This is a genomic window from Laspinema sp. D2d (assembly GCF_025370755.1).
Classification (GTDB): domain Bacteria; phylum Cyanobacteriota; class Cyanobacteriia; order Cyanobacteriales; family Laspinemataceae; genus Laspinema.
This window is the reverse complement of the sequence record NZ_JAMXFC010000020.1, coordinates 19,507-36,638: the sequence shown is the minus strand read 5'-3', so window position 1 is coordinate 36,638 and position 17,132 is coordinate 19,507. Positions and strand designations below refer to the sequence as shown.

Here is a 17,132-nt window from a genome sequence, read left to right as displayed (position 1 = left end):
TTATTCCGTTGTGTCTAGAGTATCACTCCCCGGAGGATTCGCTAGTAGACGGTTAGTAATCTTATCCTCTTTCGCAAATTCCCCCAAACTGGCTTTAATATGTTTTTTGCACTTGTCTTTTACTTCTTCGGTTCTTTCGGATTCTGTTTGATTAATCAGATTCCCTATTTCTTCTTGAAATTTACCTTCACCCTGGCAGCGAGCTCGCAAAAGCTGAATCTCCTGTTTAAATTCTGTAGAATTCAGCGATGAATTGACTGCCGCCTCTATGTATTGGTTCCGCATTTGAATCATGGCATAGACCGAGTAAGGCAAATTTCTTCTGTATGCTTCAGCAAGGGAAACATCGGTAGCTGTGTTTAATCCATGTAAAAGCGTCTCATAAGCGTGTTTGCAGTGAACCATCTCTAAAATGGCATAGCGAAAGAAGCTCCATTGACTTTCATTAAGTTCTTTCACACTTTGAGCTAAAAGGCCGCGCAAACCTAGTTCATTGGGAGCGAAGACTTTTGCTCTGGGTTCATTCACCAAACCTTTTAGAGTACGATGCTCCACCTCTGTTCCAGATGAAAAGTAGGTGTTCATTGCGTTGAGGTACAGATTAGAAACAAATTCAATGACATGAAGACGCCGATCGTAGGGTGTACCATTATCTAGCATCAATTCTACGACTGAATGAACCGCCATCAAGTATCCGAGTTGGAAAGCTTGTGTAGAAACTGTATCAAAAATTGGCTTGGCTCGATTGAGCAACTCTTTTCGTTCGGCTTCATTGCCTTCAGCAGAGAAAAATCTCTCATGATCGATACTAAAGAACCTTGCGGCTGTTCGGCTTTTTATATCATTTTCGTACCGATTGAGTGCTGAAGCAGTTGTTTTAGCATCTTGTAGCTGGTTCTTTACATAATCTCCAATTGATCGACCTTCGTCTTGGAGTTGGTCTTCCCGCTCGCGAAGCCGCTTAATATGTTCTTCAAAAACACTTCGGACTCCACTCCCTTCAAACAGCAGACTATAACACTTGCACTGAATCGGATCCGCTCTCAAACTTGGATCCAGTAACCGAGTGCGTAAGGATCTCATTTCAAAGTTGTGTACGGCAAACGGACGAAACCGATCAAAGAGTGGAAGCATCACAGTATCCGAAACTTCCCCCAATAGCTTGACCGCTTGTTCTACTTCCTCCGGGGGATGATATCTACCAGAACGGCGGGAAAGTGTAGGCCACTTCTGTAGTTCCGTTCCTACCAAAATTGTCGCTGGACGCTCTGAGTTTTGGATTCTTCTGCCATCGGTTATATCTTGTTTGGAGTCAAGCTGGAAAGCTGCGGGTACACCAAAGGCAACGGCTGCGTGCATTTTGTGCAAAGCTACTGCAGAGGTGTATTCAAGTTGACCCGCTACCACTTCAGTCTTGCGGTGTTGAGCTTCAGAAACTGAATCTCCAAAAGCAAAGGAATAAATATGAGCGATTGAAGCCTCTGACTCACCCCGACCTTTCAATTTGGAAAGGGTTTCACGCATCATCCTAGCTGCAAAGTCTTCATCGTCCAGTAAAAGTTCTCGGGATTGACTGACTGGTTTGGCGTTCTTATTTACGACTAAAAATATTTCTCGGCATACTGCTGGCAAGCTGATTCCCTTCTGCTTAAATTGTTCATTGTTGTCGTTTAAATCGGGAAAAAAAACAATGCAAATGGGTAATTCGATATTTTTGATTTGACTTTCCGTGAGGTGGAGGTGATTGTAAAATCCCGCAAAGGGATTCCCAGACCAGCTATCGTTGATTTGTCTATGTAAGGCTAATACAGCCATTGCTCGGTGTTGACCATCAACGATAATGAAGGCAGTTTTTTGTCGGTTATATTTGATGACTCCTAGGGGAGTAATGGAGCCTTCAATTTGAGCTTTTTCAAAATCAAATAAGTCACCAAAGCTGATTGACAGTTCACTGACTTGGCGCGGTGCGGGGTAGTAAGACTGGATTCCCGTTTTTTCTGATTTTTTAGGGACTAATACTGCAAGAATTGGAGGAAAAAATCGGGCAAATGCCCCCGATTCTCCTAGTAAATAAGGTATTAGATCGTGAGCAACGCGAGAATCATCTAAATCCCTTTGGAGAAGTTCATCAAACGTTAATTCTTCTATATTAAAAACTTCCCGCCAAGGAACCATCTGAGAAGCGAGAGAGTTTTCCCAAATCCCTTCGGATCCTGGTTTCATTTTTGTTAACAAAAATTGAGCGCGGACTCGGTTATCGTCTGAACCGATACTAAACTCCCCGTAGGTTCCGTAAATTGGCTCTTTTTGAACTCCAAAGCTAAATGACATATCAGCGTTTCCCACCAATTGGATTTACAATAAGTTAAATCAGCTTCTCTAGAGCGCGTCTAGGAGCTGGATTTGATTCGGTATCGTCTGTACCCGAACCAATAGTTGAAATTGTCCCTAGTCAATTGAACTGCTCGATCAAAAAATATGTGTAAGCCTTTGCTAAGAAAGGAACTATCATTAAATAAGTAGAGCTATTTATTTACTCTCTCTCTTTTGTAACTCTCTTTTTTGTCACTTTTGGTGTGGGTGTTGCTTGCTCTAGCCATTCATGCATACGTTCCCACAAAATATCACATATACGCTCAGTTCTTCGATCTACCAAAGATTTATCCCATAGGCCTTTTGCTCCTAGTTCTACAAGAGGCGTGACATGATGGCTATAGGACGTGTTTTTCAACAAATCAAGAGTAGAGGGGTTTAAGTTTACCCCATTATTTTTAGCTTCCTCGTTCAAACTCGCTAACTTATCCGGATCTTTTTCGGCTAAGTGTTGATAGTAAATCCATTTCTCAATCCACCCTTTATTCCCAGCAGAGCTATTTATTTCTGTGGGCAGTAATATCAAGTTACCGATTCTATGCCAATTATCACTTTCGTACAGATGTTTGTCCCAGTTTGTAGGTTCATCTGGGTTTTGAGGAGCTACGTGTTCAATCGTTTTGAAATCAGTAGAAACCCATTGATCAGGATCTAATAAGGAGCATGAATTTTTTCTACCTTTTTTCATCAGACCTAGATTATGTTGATCTGGAATAGTATCATGTGCCGTGACAAATAGGGCAAACTTGCAAACAGTTTTTACATTGTCATATCTTAAATACTGTGTAGCTTTGTTTTTCCACTCGTCTTGTGTCCCGATTCCTTTCTGTGTGAGGACTTCTAGAAAGTACATATTGAGCGCTTCGACTGATAGTTTAGCATCGCCCTGTTCCCATGACATCTGATCGCGTAGCAATTTTCTATAAACATCATCAAGACCTGTATTCGGTAATGCCGCTCTCCATAGAGTGAAAAAGGCTGCAACTGCTTTACAAGCAGAAACAAATTCTTGCTCTCCATTTTCTTTTTCACGGATCGCCATAGCATAGAAGCGACTGAGGATTGAGTGGGCCATTTTGTGTCCAGCGTCTTGAAGGTATATCACGCAAAGTGTTGCTAGTTTTCTCTCTGCTCCTTCCACTGTCTCTATTTTGGGGAAATCTGGTATTTGCTGCGGTTTTATAATTTCTCCCCAATATGTTGCCACATCAGCCATACGACGGATAAACTCTTCTTTTTTTTCTGGTAAAATACATTGTTCGTATTTTTCTATCAACCACTTCCTTTGCTTGCTGAACTGTCTGGATGGTTTATTATCACCATCATAAGTCGTACCAAATAGTGTTAAATACTCGTTAGTTCGCTTATTTTTACTGGCCGCAGTCCGTAATCGACTAAATAGTTTATCCACTTTCGCAAAATATTTTTCAGATCTTGAATCTTTAAATAATGTTGTGCCATTTGAATTAACATGATTTACGACGAGCGGCTTAAATGTCTCAATTGCAGTCAGCGGTGTGCCTGTGGCATTGAGTGATTGAAACATATCAAAGGCCCAAGTTTCTGATGCTGGTTCAATCACTGTAAAACAACAACGTTGCAGCAGATAAGAGCAAAATGCAAAAAGCTGAACGAGAGAGCATACCAGCCTTACCTCCTTTGACATCCGATCTGCTTGATGATCTTTTACGATAGATGCCAACTCGGGTCTTTCGTAGATCCATAAGTCATTCTCCGACATTTTTTCTAAAATTTTCCATGCAGGTGGAAAATCCGAGTTGTCTAACTCGTATGCTTTTTCAACATTTTTTAGTAGTAGGGATTTCATTCGGGTAAGATTAGTTCCAACCAAAGTATTTTTTCGAGGTTTGGGAAAATCCAATTTTTCTTCTTCTGTTTTATTTTTTTCTATAACTCGAATAAAAGATGCCAAAAACGAAGCAACATCAGATTTATAGTTTAGATCATCTTCTCCATTCAATGTCCAACTATCATCGGATTCCCTAATGATAATTGGCTTCCGATCAGGGAAACCCCTTCCTAGCTTAACCGAAAATATTTCTTGAAGAATTTCTAAATAGTAATCAATAGCCTCTTCCATACCTAGTTCTTTTATATTTTCGGGCAACTGGTTCTTCTTTTCTTCTAGTTTTTGGTAAAGTAAACAAGCTAATAATGCCAGAGTTGAAATTCTTTGTTGACCATCAATTACCGTATCAATACGTGTAGGTCGCGCTTTTTTATCTTGTGAATAAAGAGTAAGATCCGAATTTTTTTGGGTGACTAAAATAATGGTTCCTAAGAAGCGGAGAGTTTGGCCTTCAGTGAGAATAGAATCAACCCCTTGCGATATATCTTCCATCAGTTGATCTATATTTTCCTCATCCCAACTATATTCGCGTTGGTATAAAGGAATGTAGAAACTAATACCCGGACGCTGAAAGAAATCTGATACAGTTTCGCTAGTATTTAAAAAAGACTTGGATATATCATCAATCACTTTTTTCTCCTCACTAAAATTTTAAACTGTTACATCTTACTGCTCATTTGCCGCTTCCACGTCCCTTACAAATGACACGCCAAACATGGTAAATCCTCATCTTCATCATCTAAGACTGAAGATAGGACATCAGCTAAAGGTCGATTGGAGACTGATTTTGTTGTTTCCTTGGCCATTGCTTTCTCATGGTTGGCAATAATTTCCTCCTGGCGGTCGAGTAGTTCTAATAAAGTCTCCCCCTCAGTCCAAGTGTAATGTCTGCCGTCACTATGATTCTGCTCGTAGTCAACCGCCTGAGCAAACAGATCCGGATGTTCTTCCGCCAGCTTGACCCATTCATATTTTCGTTGAAAGAAGCAAAAAAAGCAACCTGAACGACTGCGCCACCGATAATAGTCGGGGAGTCCGATGCCGCTGTCTTCTAGCAAACGTAGGATATCTGCTTTAACGAGACCCTTCTCCTTAAAGGGATAAACGGGTTTTAGATTGGGTTTGGTGGAGATGTAACCATCGCGGTTTTCGTCGGCGCGGATCCCGATGTAGCTGATTGCCTCATCGTCCCCGACAAATTCCTCTAGGGGCTTGATTTTCATCATCACCGTACACCAGCGCTTTTTGGGTGATGGGAGTAACCCGCCATGAATGTCGAGCCAATGGTCAAATCCTCGTTTGGGGCTCAGATAGTGGATTTTAATCCCTAAGCGAGCTTTGATGCGATCGAGGTACTCGTAAGTCTCCGGCAACTCCTTATGGGTGTCGCAGAAGAAGTATTCCATCTGCGGTACCTGTTTGTGCAGGAGTATGGCAAGGGCCGTGCTGTCCTTGCCGCCGGATAAACCGAGGATATGTCTAACGGGTTTGTTGCTCATTGTTCCGATTGTGACGGGTTTTCTGCATTTGAGCAATATTCTCCAGGGATGTTGCTCCCAAGACTCTTTCGGTTAGTTTAGCAACAAAGGCTTGCTGGAGTTGAGGATTATCTCGCAAAATCGAGTTTTGCAATATTTCTTCAACTAAGGCTTCGATTTTACCTTCGGATTCACGCTCAACCCAAACCATGCGGTGGGTTTCTTCGCCGTCGGGACGGGTGACGGTAATCCGTCGCGCATCAAATCCCTCTCCTTTGGCAGCCACTTCTTTCTGCAAGGCTTCCAAGTTCTTGAACCGTCGTGCGATGTCGCTGAGTTTAATCTCGAACCCGGTGGCATCTTCATCGGTCCAGGATTCGCCCGGTTTATCGGCGACTATCATCACCAGTGCTTCTAACCACTGGCGATCGCTTTTACTCTCATCTGCTGCCGCCTGAGCAAAACTGGTTAGGCGACGTTCCAGAGATTGACCGCCAATATAACTGGCACGGACTCGCAAGTCTTCCCGCAGTTTGGTTTCGGGACTCCTGATGCCAAACGCTTCGTATAAGCGCGTCTGACAGTCGTTGAGCAAGCGATCGTAGGCAGTCTGAATCTCTCGCAGCGCTTCCCCCAGCTTGATGCGGAGGGTTTTGGCAATATTGGCATCCTCCCCCTCTTCGCTGGTAATTGCAGCCAACCCACAGGCTTGGGGTAACGATGTAAACACCAGTTCATCCGGTTCCTGTTCCCGTTTTAACGCTTGCAGAACCCTTAACGCTTCACCACTGAGGCGCTGGGTTTGAGTGGTATAGGCGGGTAATGCTTTGGCAAATTGAAATAACGGTTTGACGACGGTGAGCAGGGTCGCGTTACGAACCCCAGATTTGTTTAAGGGTTTGCGTTTTCCCCAAATTGCTTCCAGTTCTTTAAAGACTTGCGATCGCAGTCCGACGACTTCAAAGTATTTCACCGCAAAGCGTTCGGGATATCTCACCAGTAGCTCAAAATGCTCCAATCCTAATATGGGAATAAAGGTGCCATCTTGATACACCCCGACATCATCCACATGGTAAAGCAGCACCGCTGCCAACAACACCGGAATCGCACCTTGTTTCATGCCATAAGGAGGTGCTTGCAAACGTTGGTAAAGCAAGTCTAATGTCTGCTGTTGTTCTTTCGCTTCCAGGCAAAACTCCTCGATCGCCTCCCAAATACTCCATAAATCAGAATACTGTGGCGGCGGGAAAAACCCCCATTCTTCCTCCTGAGCTTCCCACCTATGAATCGTCGGTTCACCCAATAGGGAATGATACATTGAGACTTCTGGGCCATATCCCTCAAAGCCCAATTTTTCTTGGTCAGCCTTTTGTAACATCGCCTCAATCAGTTCCATTCGGGCTTTCGCACCTTGGGAGGTCAGATCGCGACGATTGATCAGTTCGTTCCAGAGAATCGGCGTTTTCAGATACACATCGTCACACAGATCCGAGAGTCGAGCACTGATATCGGTAACGTGAGTGAGGGTTTCTTGTTTTCCCTGAATCCAACAGAGGTTGCGATTTTCTGATACATCAAACGCTTGACTGAGGCTTTCATCTAACAATTCCTCTGCCTGAACTAAGCGATAGCGCACTTCTCGCCGCGCTACGCCATCGGTTTGCAATTCCGAGGCATGGAGTTGAATGTGTTCAAGTGCTGCAAATTCTCGCGCCTGTATTCGCAATGTTTCTAATTTGGACGCACATAGCACAATTAAGGGTTTGCCATCGGTGGTCATAGTGGGGATTCGCTGAGGCAATTCTTCCCCCAACCAATCGGCAATTAATCCATCAGCATCCTCGTTCAAACAAGACAGTTTTGAGAGATTTGTGGATTCATCGAGATAGCGGCGTTCAAAATAGCGCAAGGTCCCGGTGAGATAACTATGCCGCTGCGCGACCAAGGGTTCCATCGGACGGATTTCCGAGAGCAACTCCACCAGGGGCGATCGCTGTTTTGCTAGATAATCTGCGACGGCGCTATCTACATTAAAATCAGACCCTTCCCAAATCCGCAATTCATCGACTTGCCGCCGATAAGTGACAATCCCTTTTTGCAGCAAGTTATCGATCGCCCGTTGCCAATTTTCCGCCTCTTCAAAGCTGTTCGATAAGGCTAAACTGACCAGAGAACGAGTCGCTTTGAGTGCGCCGGTTGTTGTTACAATGTTTAAAGTGCCGATGGTTTTGAGAACGCGCAAACTATCAGCATCCAGGGTTTTTGCCACATCATTAATTAAACCCTGTACTTCTATCCATCGTTGCAGTTTGGGTCTCGAAGTAATTCCCATTCCCACGGCTTCGATAAAATAATCATAGACGCGATCAAGTTTCAGGGTGGGCAGTTCCATCCCCTCCACCTGCGTCTCTTCTAAATATCGATTAAACGAATAGGGTTCGGCACTGGTGAGGAATGTAAATAAGGAGCGATCGTTTTGGGCGTATTGCGTACATAATTCCGGCAAAACCAGGGCCGCTACGGGATGCAAGGGATAGGTCGAATTCACCACCTCCGGCGAAATATCTGCGGTGAGTTCTTTCGGGAGCAAGTCAAACCATTCTTCGGCTTGATTGGCGATCGCGCAGGCAAATTTTTCCGCCCCAGAGCGCTCTATCGCTTTCCCCATTAACCGCATCATTTGCGGGGCCGAATCTTTAAAGGGAATATCTTCAAATCTGCCCTGAATTTTCGCCCATTCATTGCGCTGCACCGATGATAAGCGCTCACCATAGTCAGCAAAAGATTGATGCAGTAACCCAATTAAATAAACTTGAGAATTACTCTCTCTGGGCAATTCTGCCAATTGTTGCAACAGATATAAATCTTCTTGACCCTGATTCTGAGCAACAAATTCTAAATTTTTCCCTAACTCATCCACAACCAGCAATACCGGAGTTTTGGCTACTTGTGCCACCTCTTGCACTAACCTAGGAATTGCTCGGCTTTTTATGGTTTTTCCGGCATCAATTTCAGCTTTTAAATCGACCAATTCCCGAGCAATTTTTGATTTTTTAGACTGAGCCGTATCGTGCCAAAACACTTCTGCACCGCGATGCAGCGCCCGCACGATGGTATGACTTAATGGTTCTCGTTGCGCAGTTACCACGGCTCTAAAAAACCCTTGCTCCGGAATCATTTCACTCAGTGCCACATACTCCTGACTGTCGGATTCCAGGGTTGATTTCAGAAGGGCTAATGCCTGCTGACGCATGAGATTGTCTTGGTTTGCACAAGCTGAAATGAGAAATTGAGCGAATGAAGATTTTCCGGTGCCATAAACGCCGGTTAATGTCCAAGCGCGGTTGGTTTCGGGGTTGGCAAATCCGGTTAAAATTCTGTGAAGCGCATCTAGCGATCGCTCGGTCATAATATATCCGGCTAAGGCTTCGGAACGCTCCAAATCTCGCTCGATATTAATAGAACGAGAATACCGACGATTGAGGCTAAAATAGTTAGATAAGAATTTAGTCATGGTTGTTTCCGCCTCGTCTTAAATTGTAGTACCGTTCTATAATATCCTTTGCCAAGACTTCTGGATTTTCGTTAAAAGAAAATTGAATTAATCCGGCGGATTCAGATAAAGCGACTGCCTTCCACTGACGCGCTACTCGTTCGATCGCATCACAAACGGCACTTTCGGGCAACTTAAATACCATACCGGGGCTACCGCTATCATAAAGCAGCCGAGATAGGGCGATCGTCCGCTGTCCATGTCCCACCCAATCTGCATATTCCAAGCAAGCGGCAACAACAATTTCTGAGGGTAAATTCCGCTTCTGATTCACTCGAAAGGTGTAATATTTGGAGTCCCCAGCAGTATGAATCAATCCCAATTCAGTAAAGGGACAGTCGATGGAATCTTCACTGACTTTCGTCTGCGATCGCTGTTTCACATACATCCGAAGAATGCAGCTAACATCTTTATTAATTGAAGATTCGGCAATATTCTTTTTCAGGGTTTGTCCATAGTCGGACACTGCCAAGAACAAATCATTTTGGGAAAATTCCACCCGCCGAAACTGATTAAAAGTGTAATGCCATGCCGCCGCGTCGCAGGGGGGTTTGAGCAAATTCCAGTGCAGCAACCACAAGGATGCCGGATCCTCCAAAAACGGATCCCATCCGTCATCTTCTAAAAGGTTGTAGCCGAATTCCGTGGGGCGATCTTCTGCCAACAGCTTAAACACCTTGCACCAGTAGCGAATTGATCGCACCATATTTTTCCCCACCCCGAGACGCACTGGCGCATCCTCAGCGAGAAATACCCCGGAATCTTCCTTGGCTTTATCAAAACCCTTTTTAAGCCAGCCAAACCGAGGGTGAAAGGTTTCATGACGAGCAAAAACCGGATTCACGCTTTGGGGGGGATCGATGATATGACGGTTGAGGCTGGTTTGAATCACGATAGTTTCCGGTGACGTCTGGTAAGCAAAACGATTATTATTACCCAGTCTGTGCCTGGGCGATCGGCCCGAGCAATAAAATGTTACATCTTTAACTTAGGGACTGGATGAGCTTGTAATGTCCATCGTCCATAGTACCGCGCTTGAGTAAAAAGTCAACCTCCGGGAAATAGAGAGCCTACCATCCTACTCTAGAAGAGTTAGAGTTCACAGGTGAGGATTAACCAGACGCATTCTCAATCAGCAATCGAATCGTCCCTTCTTGTTAATGCGATCGCATCGGGTTCTCGATTCAGGTTCTTTGCTCATGGTTGGGTAGCTAGAAAAGGGCGAGTGAGATGGATGGGATGCAACCCCAAATCGACTCGTTAAAAACTTACTCCCAGCTTAACCGTCCACGGGCGATCTAGAATGGTTCGTTATAGGCCATCGGGTTAGGATGCAAACAGCCGTCCCTGTAATGCATGCTCCACAGGCACGCCACGTCCCCACCCATGAGCAGCCATAAAATCCAATCCGGTGACGGATTATCATGGTTCATCCAACCCGGATCCTTCCGATCCGGCTCAAAGGTTTCAAAAAAATCAGCGATCGCTTCAATCTGTTCGTGAGTGAGCGCTTTTCTGGAGGCGATCGCTTTTGCCAAGCCAATATTTTTACCGCCGCCAAATTTATAATGCCATTCCAACCCCAACTTTGCTGCATTACTAACGGGTTCCGGTAGGATCCGATTCTTCTGTGCAGCAAGCGCAACCAAGAGTGACATAGATGCCAGCCCAAAACGCACCTGAGAGGCTTTTGTTGCAAGGCTAAATGTATCCAGCATAAATAGAAAAATTCGTCAATGATTTTCTTATTATACTGAGAAAACTTGTTACTGCTCTGCTAAAGAGACTTCTGACGCTTCGCCATCGTTGCAAACGGCATAAAACAGCGCAGGCACTCTCCCTGCTGCCATAACGCCGGAATCGGAAACGGCGTACCGCAGTTCGTGCATTTCGATAGTAAACGCAACGGGTGGCGAGCGCACCCGAAATTCTCCTTAAACTGCCACTGGATCCGGTGATAGGGAGCCTCCCCATAACAAGCACCACAGAGCATAATCGGTTTGGGTTTCAGCGTCACCCCCTTTGGCGGTAGCATCTCCAGCAGGCGATCGACCTCCACCCCCACCACACTCGCCAAAGCTTGCCACTCCTCCGGCGCTGGAAACGGATTGAGATAAAACTTCTCCCATCGCCCTATCTTTGCTCCCAACCCCGTTAACTGTCCCAACCCTGCCGGAGTTAAATAGTTCTCTCGCCGGAATCGCCCCAGAAAATGGCTAAGACTTTCTCCAGCAAAGGGTGTGACTTCAAAAAACCAGGGGCTTTCATTATCTTCTACCATCATTCAAACCGTCCTAAAACCTCATTTAAAATTTCTTTATCAATTTTTTTCGCTCCTTGCTTCAATGCCAAAAGACCAGCTTTCCGCATCACGCGATCTAATAGCCCAATCTTGCCCCCAGTTTTTTCGTATAGCTTCATCAGGGTTTGCTCTTGGGTAAGATTTGAGGGAACGGGAAGCTGAATGATCTCTTCTTCCCACACTTGTACAAGGTCTCGGAACTCTTGCCGTGACAAAATTCCGAAACGATAGCATTCAATAAAGCGATCGTGAACGTACTCATTTCGTTTGATTAGACTATCCAGTTCATCCGTCCCGACCAAAATTATCGAAAGCCTCACCAAGTCATAAATTCGGGCAATTTCCGAAAAAGTATTTAACTTTAAAAAATTGGCTTCATCAATAATCAACATTTCAACCTTATATTCTTTTAGCACCCTTAAAACGCGCTGACGCAGAGCAGTTGTTGTGCCTGTGCTTGCTCCATAATTAAGTTGTTCCAGAATTAAAGTGAGCAATTCTCCTGGTGAGCAATTCCCTGGAACCTGAAGATATAACACCGGAATCACCCGCTGACGACCATTAGCACGATGCGGCTTGTTCAGTAACTTATAAACATCACAACTGATAGACTTCCCCGTGCGGGGAGGGGCAACAATCCGACCCGGTTGCTTGGAAAGCCGCTGAAAATCAAGCCATTCGTGGATTAAGGCCATCAGTTCCCGTTCGACGATCTGGGGCGTAATCAGTCGCTTGATCGCAGGCTGCATTTCATCGGGAATTGGTTCCTTTCCCCACAAGTTCTGCACCCACGGCAGTAAATCATCGTTACCTTTCATGAATTAATACCTTTTATTCTAACGGTTCAGAAACCACTGAAAGCCTGTTAACTAGCGCAAAAAAGCAGAAAGCTATTCCTCGTATTCCTGACGAAGTTCGTCATAATTAAAAATTCGCCGACGCTTGGGCTGAGGCTTTGGCTCATCCAGTTCCGGAGAGGATTCGACTACTTCAGGCTCAGGAGTTTTCGGGGCTTTATAAACTGGATGAACCCGATTCTGCTCTTTCTTCTTACGCTCTTTTCGGGTTTTTTCCTTGTCTTTAATAAAGACATCGCGATCGCGGACTTCTGCCAAAATAGATTGATTGCTCATTGTCTTGGCAGTGTTGCGAATTTTGCGGCTGGCAGCTTTGGCTTCTTCCTCAGAAAGCTCCTCCATTTCCAAGTCCAGCGCGTGAGCGGCAGCTAAATACACCTCTTTACCTTTCTGTAAGTGGTACACCCAAATCGTCGTAATATCTCTGGGGTCGAACCGCACAATCGCGGTTTCACCCGCATAAGCAGCCAATGAACTTCCCCGGTAGAGTAGATTCTGAAACTTGATACCCCCACCTCGGTAGATAGTACGCCGAGTCTGTTTCTTCAGACAGATATCCAATTGCCGCTCCTGAATCAATTCAGGCAGCTTTACCAGTCCTGCTTGCCATCGCTGAAAGCGGGTTTGGTCGCCACTGCGAGCGTCAATGCGTTGATTGTAGTTATCAACAATATAGCGGACCAGTAGCCGATGCAGTTCTAACAAACTCATACAAGCTTCTGCCTCTGCTGTTTCCGGACGCTGCTGCACGTTTGAACCCAGGTATCCTAAGAATCCAGAGAGAAAGGCAGTATTGAGGGTGCCGAAACTTCGTTCTTCAATCCCACCTTCTGAGGGGCGATCGCGTAAATGATTAGAGAAGCCCAGTTGAAAGGCAATTTGCTTTAAATGTTCCGATTTGAAATCCTTACCGCCATCGGTAAATAGATGTTCCGGGACTCCGTAGGTGCCCCACTCACAGGAAAGAGTGAACTGGGAATCGTACTTCTTGGGTAAAATGGCATGACGCAAAGCCAAAGACACCACTTGAGAACTGGGAGCATCAAAACCCAAATGAATTCCCATAATGCAGCGCGAGTAGCTGTCAGTAATTTTGGTTAGCCAAGGACGCCCTAAAATTTCACCATTGCGATCGACCAACATGATGTCCAATTTGGTATGGTCGCACTGCCAGACTTGGTTACTATGTTGAATATCAAGCTGGTTTCCATCACGGGTTTTGTGGGACAGTCGCCCTCCCTTCCAGCCAGTATTGCGAATTTTTTGTTTCTGCTGTTGTCGTTCTAAGATTGGATTGAGCAATCGGTAGACACTCATGTGACTGGGATACTGATCGAGTCCAAGTTGGTCCGCTCTAGCCTGTACCCGGATCGCCACCTGGGCGATCGTCATTTTCTTGCTGCCAGAGTTTCCCTCCTTATAGGTTTTGAGGATAAACTCCTGCCATTCCCGGTCAATGCGGTAGTGCCCTTTATCTGATCGCTCGGTTGCGGTAATCGCAGCCAGACCTTTTTCCTCGTACTTTTTCACCAGACGCTGAACCGTGCGTACTGATTTGCCCAGCTTTTCAGCGGATTGGCGAAGCTTTTCACCATAAGTGGCGCGATCGCAAGGTTCCCGGAGACTCTCCAGCACCTCCATCGTGAGTTTAGCTTCTTCATCCAGCAAAGGGTAAAGGATAGGACTCACTGCTGTGTCGATGTCTTCCTCTTTTAGAAATCGAGCGAGTTTTTCATCGCACTCTACAGATTGGACGGTAGTATCCAGGGAATCAGAATCAGTTTCTCCCATAATCATCACTCAAGGAGTTGACTACATAATCAAGATTATATCCTTGGCTCAAAGAAAATAGCGCCTAACTGCAATAAAACGACGCTTAATTTGTTAAATTAATGATAAAACGACAGCTAATTTGTTAAATGTAAAAAATATCCAAATCCTCTAAAGCGACAAGTAATTTGTTAAATTTTTATAAAATAACATTTAATTTGTTAAAGCAAGTTAGGTCAGTAGATTGACAGCCAAATTCCTGAAATGCTTATCCCATAAGGATTTAAGACCATAAAATCTCGACGACATTAATTTGTTAAGATGACAAATAATTTGTTACGTGACAGCTACCCTGAACCCCTCGTAACCTCCCCTTCCGGAGATATTTTGCTTTTTGTTAAGGAATCGAAACTTGCCCCTAAATCTTGCCACACTGGTAAATAACCATCCCCCTGAGAAACAACCGAGTTTTACCGTGGAATATGAGATTCGTTATAAACCCTCCTTTGCCACCCTATTTGTCACCCTCAGTCCCGGTGAATCCATCACCACCGAACCTGGGGCCGCCATCTCGATGGATAGCCGAATTGTCATGAAAACCCAATTTTCTGGCGGGTTCTTCTCCGGTTTATTAAAAAAATGGTTTGGCGGAGAAAGTTTACTCGTTAACATCTTTCGTAATCCCACCCCTCACCCGTTAGAAGTCGTCCTCAGTCAAGCCAGTATAGGGGACATCGCTTGCATTGAACTCACCCAGTCGAGTATCTGCTTGCAACCCGGGGCTTATATTGCTCATACCCCTGGCATAAAAATCACCCTCGGTTGGGCAGGATTTGCCAGTTGGTTCGCCCGGGAGGGACTGTTTAAACTCAAATTAACGGGCACTGGGCGCGTATTTTTCGGCGCGTATGGTGGATTGACTCCCAAACGAATTAACGGTGAATTCATCGTTGATAATGGTCATTTAGTCGCCTACGAACCGACCATTAAAATGGGAATTTCCTTGTCCGGTGGCTTATTGAGTTCCGTATCATCCGGCGAAGGATTTGTCAACCGCTTAAAAGGGCAAGGAATCATTTACTTACAATCGCGAAGTGTAGAAGGCTTAGTCAAATTTTTAAACCCCCAATTTCGGTAATTTCAGCGGGAATGCCTAGACAACCATGAACGTTAATATCTTACATCAACCCGACTGTGCGATCGCTCATCTCACCCTCAAACCTGGTGAAGATATCTTAGCCGAAGCCGGTTCTATGATTGCCATGAACGGCGATATGCAAGTCAGCACCACCCTACGCCGAGGCAAAGGCGGCGGCATCTTAGGCGGACTCAAACGCACCATTGCCGGTGAATCCTTATTTTTAAGCGTCTTTCGGGCACCTTCCACCGGCGGCGAAATCTTCCTATCCCCAAAAATGTTAGGAGATATTTTCCATTATAAACTACGAGAAACCGGCTTAATTGTCCAAGCCACCTCTTACCTTGCCTGTAGCGCTCAAGTCATCCTAGATATCGGCGTTCAAGGCTTTAAATCCTTCTTCTCCGGAGAAAGTTTCTTTTGGCTCGATATCAGTGGTCGCGGTGACCTGCTTCTTAGTTCCTTTGGGGCCATTTATGAAATCCTTGTAGAAGGAGAATATATCGTAGATACCGGCCATATTGTAGCCTTTGAAAAGACCTTAACCTTTGAAATCACCAAACCCCCCGGAAGCAACTGGGTGAGCGCGTGGCTCAGTGGAGAAGGGGTAGTTTGCCGGTTTAAAGGCAGAGGTCGTCTCTTTTGTCAAACCCATAATCCCCAAGCATTCGGTCAATTGATCGGGTCTCAGTTATCCCCGCGCACTAAATAGATTAATTTTTTTTAATGGCCTTGAAGGAGATAAACATGAGCCGTCCTATTGCCTATGAAATTGAACATTCACCTTCCTATGCCTCCTTACGTTTTGACTTGCAGCCGGACCAAACCGTATTAGTGGAATCCGGAGCAATGGCGGCAATGGATACCTGTATTAAAATGAAATCCAAAATTCAAGGGGGACTGCTCAAAGGGTTAGGCCGCATGGTGAGTGGAGAATCTTTATTTATTACCGAATTTACCGCCGAAAGAAAAGCAGGCCAATTATTTGTATGTCCGGCAGTTCCAGGAGATATTCAACATTATCAGTTACAAGGGAATAGTTTATTCATTCAATCCTCGGGATTTCTCGCCTCCAGTCCTACGGTGGTAATTGACACCCAATTTCAAGGATTTAAAGGCTTTTTTAGTGGAGAATCATTATTTTTAGTCCGAGCAACCGGCGCGGGAGATTTGTGGTTCAACTCCTATGGTGCTATCGTAGAAATTCCCATCGCCGGGGATTATATTGTAGACACCAGTTATATTGTTGCCTTTGAAGATACCCTCAACTATCGACTTGAAGTCTTAGGCGGATTATCCTTCCGGGGATTAAAAACGGGTATTCTGGGTGGGGAAGGGTTAGTCTGTCGCTTTCAAGGCACCGGGCGCTTGTGGGTGCAATCCCGCAGTTTATTCCCCTTCCTAAATTTTTTAACTCCGTTTCGCCCGGTGCAAAGTAGTAGCAGTATCAGCAGCAGTAGTGATGAGTAGCCTTTTCACTTGGGGGGATCTCCAGGGTCCTACACGAACTATGCCGGTGGGGGTCTGACGGTTCGAGGCGATCGGTCCCGCTATCCCTAAGTCCCACTCCCCTTCCCTCAGACCTCCAAACCCACGAAAATCCAGGGATTCCGGAATCATAAAATTTTTTTTCAAAAGGGCTAGACAAATTTAAAAATTGTGCTACAGTAATAAAGGTGAAAAAACACCAAGGCTCAGTAGCTCAGTAGGTTAGAGCAGGGGACTCATAAGCCCAAGGTCGCAGGTTCAAATCCCGCCTGAGCCATTTACTATATAAGCGTTTCAGCGTTT

Annotated in this window: 12 protein-coding genes and 1 tRNA gene; 4 read left to right on the top strand and 9 right to left on the bottom strand. The window is 45.1% G+C overall.

The genetic code is table 11. The annotated features are described in order from the left end of the window. The 9 genes from NG796_RS14635 to NG796_RS14595 form a co-directional block, all read right to left on the bottom strand. Entirely contained in the window at positions 1 to 2,331 is a 2,331-nt protein-coding gene (locus NG796_RS14635; RefSeq protein ID WP_261207578.1) for a DNA sulfur modification protein DndB, read from the bottom strand. 202 nt (positions 2,332 to 2,533) lie between these two features. After that, the gene (locus tag NG796_RS26475; protein WP_261207577.1) at positions 2,534 to 4,873 is read right to left on the bottom strand and encodes a DUF262 domain-containing protein; all 2,340 of its coding nucleotides are present in this window, start codon (positions 4,871 to 4,873) and stop codon (positions 2,534 to 2,536) included. 65 nt (positions 4,874 to 4,938) lie between these two features. Then, positions 4,939 to 5,742: a phosphoadenosine phosphosulfate reductase family protein gene (locus tag NG796_RS14625; RefSeq protein ID WP_261207576.1), complete on the bottom strand. Its 804-nt coding sequence runs from the start codon at positions 5,740 to 5,742 to the stop codon at positions 4,939 to 4,941. Next, positions 5,723 to 9,235, bottom strand: coding sequence for a hypothetical protein (locus tag NG796_RS14620; RefSeq protein WP_261207575.1), 3,513 nt, complete (start codon positions 9,233 to 9,235; stop codon positions 5,723 to 5,725). Before NG796_RS14620 ends, NG796_RS14625 begins: the two co-directional genes overlap by 20 nt. Then, complete coding sequence (locus tag NG796_RS14615; RefSeq protein WP_261207574.1) at positions 9,228 to 10,166, bottom strand: DUF4007 family protein; 939 nt, start codon at positions 10,164 to 10,166, stop codon at positions 9,228 to 9,230. The genes NG796_RS14620 and NG796_RS14615 overlap by 8 nt, the downstream gene beginning before the upstream one ends. Positions 10,167 to 10,572: 406 nt before the next feature. Next, positions 10,573 to 10,932 carry a hypothetical protein gene (locus NG796_RS14610; RefSeq protein ID WP_261207573.1) on the bottom strand — a complete coding sequence of 120 codons (360 nt, stop codon included), beginning with the start codon at positions 10,930 to 10,932 and terminating at the stop codon, positions 10,573 to 10,575. A gap of 119 nt (positions 10,933 to 11,051) precedes the next feature. Then, on the bottom strand, positions 11,052 to 11,558 hold the full coding sequence (locus NG796_RS14605; protein WP_261207572.1) for a TniQ family protein: 507 nt from the start codon (positions 11,556 to 11,558) through the stop codon (positions 11,052 to 11,054). Beyond that, positions 11,555 to 12,394: a TniB family NTP-binding protein gene (locus NG796_RS14600; protein WP_261207571.1), complete on the bottom strand. Its 840-nt coding sequence runs from the start codon at positions 12,392 to 12,394 to the stop codon at positions 11,555 to 11,557. Before NG796_RS14600 ends, NG796_RS14605 begins: the two co-directional genes overlap by 4 nt. 72 nt (positions 12,395 to 12,466) lie before the next feature. Further along, a complete protein-coding gene (locus NG796_RS14595) occupies positions 12,467 to 14,224 on the bottom strand; it encodes a Mu transposase C-terminal domain-containing protein (RefSeq protein WP_261207570.1) in 1,758 nt (585 codons plus the stop codon). A 391-nt stretch (positions 14,225 to 14,615) separates the two neighbouring features. Between NG796_RS14595 and NG796_RS14590 the strand changes: the two genes are divergently transcribed. The 4 genes from NG796_RS14590 (at position 14,616) to NG796_RS14575 (ending at position 17,106) form a co-directional block, all read left to right on the top strand. Continuing rightward, the gene (locus NG796_RS14590) at positions 14,616 to 15,341 is read left to right on the top strand and encodes a TIGR00266 family protein (RefSeq protein WP_317619314.1); all 726 of its coding nucleotides are present in this window, start codon (positions 14,616 to 14,618) and stop codon (positions 15,339 to 15,341) included. 25 nt (positions 15,342 to 15,366) lie between these two features. Continuing rightward, complete coding sequence (locus tag NG796_RS14585; RefSeq protein WP_261207569.1) at positions 15,367 to 16,053, top strand: TIGR00266 family protein; 687 nt, start codon at positions 15,367 to 15,369, stop codon at positions 16,051 to 16,053. A gap of 35 nt (positions 16,054 to 16,088) precedes the next feature. After that, positions 16,089 to 16,811, top strand: a complete 723-nt coding sequence (locus NG796_RS14580) for a TIGR00266 family protein (protein WP_261207568.1) — start codon at positions 16,089 to 16,091, stop codon at positions 16,809 to 16,811. Between the two features lie 221 nt (positions 16,812 to 17,032). Continuing rightward, positions 17,033 to 17,106, top strand: a tRNA-Met gene (locus tag NG796_RS14575). The last annotated feature ends 26 nt before the right edge of the window (positions 17,107 to 17,132 follow it).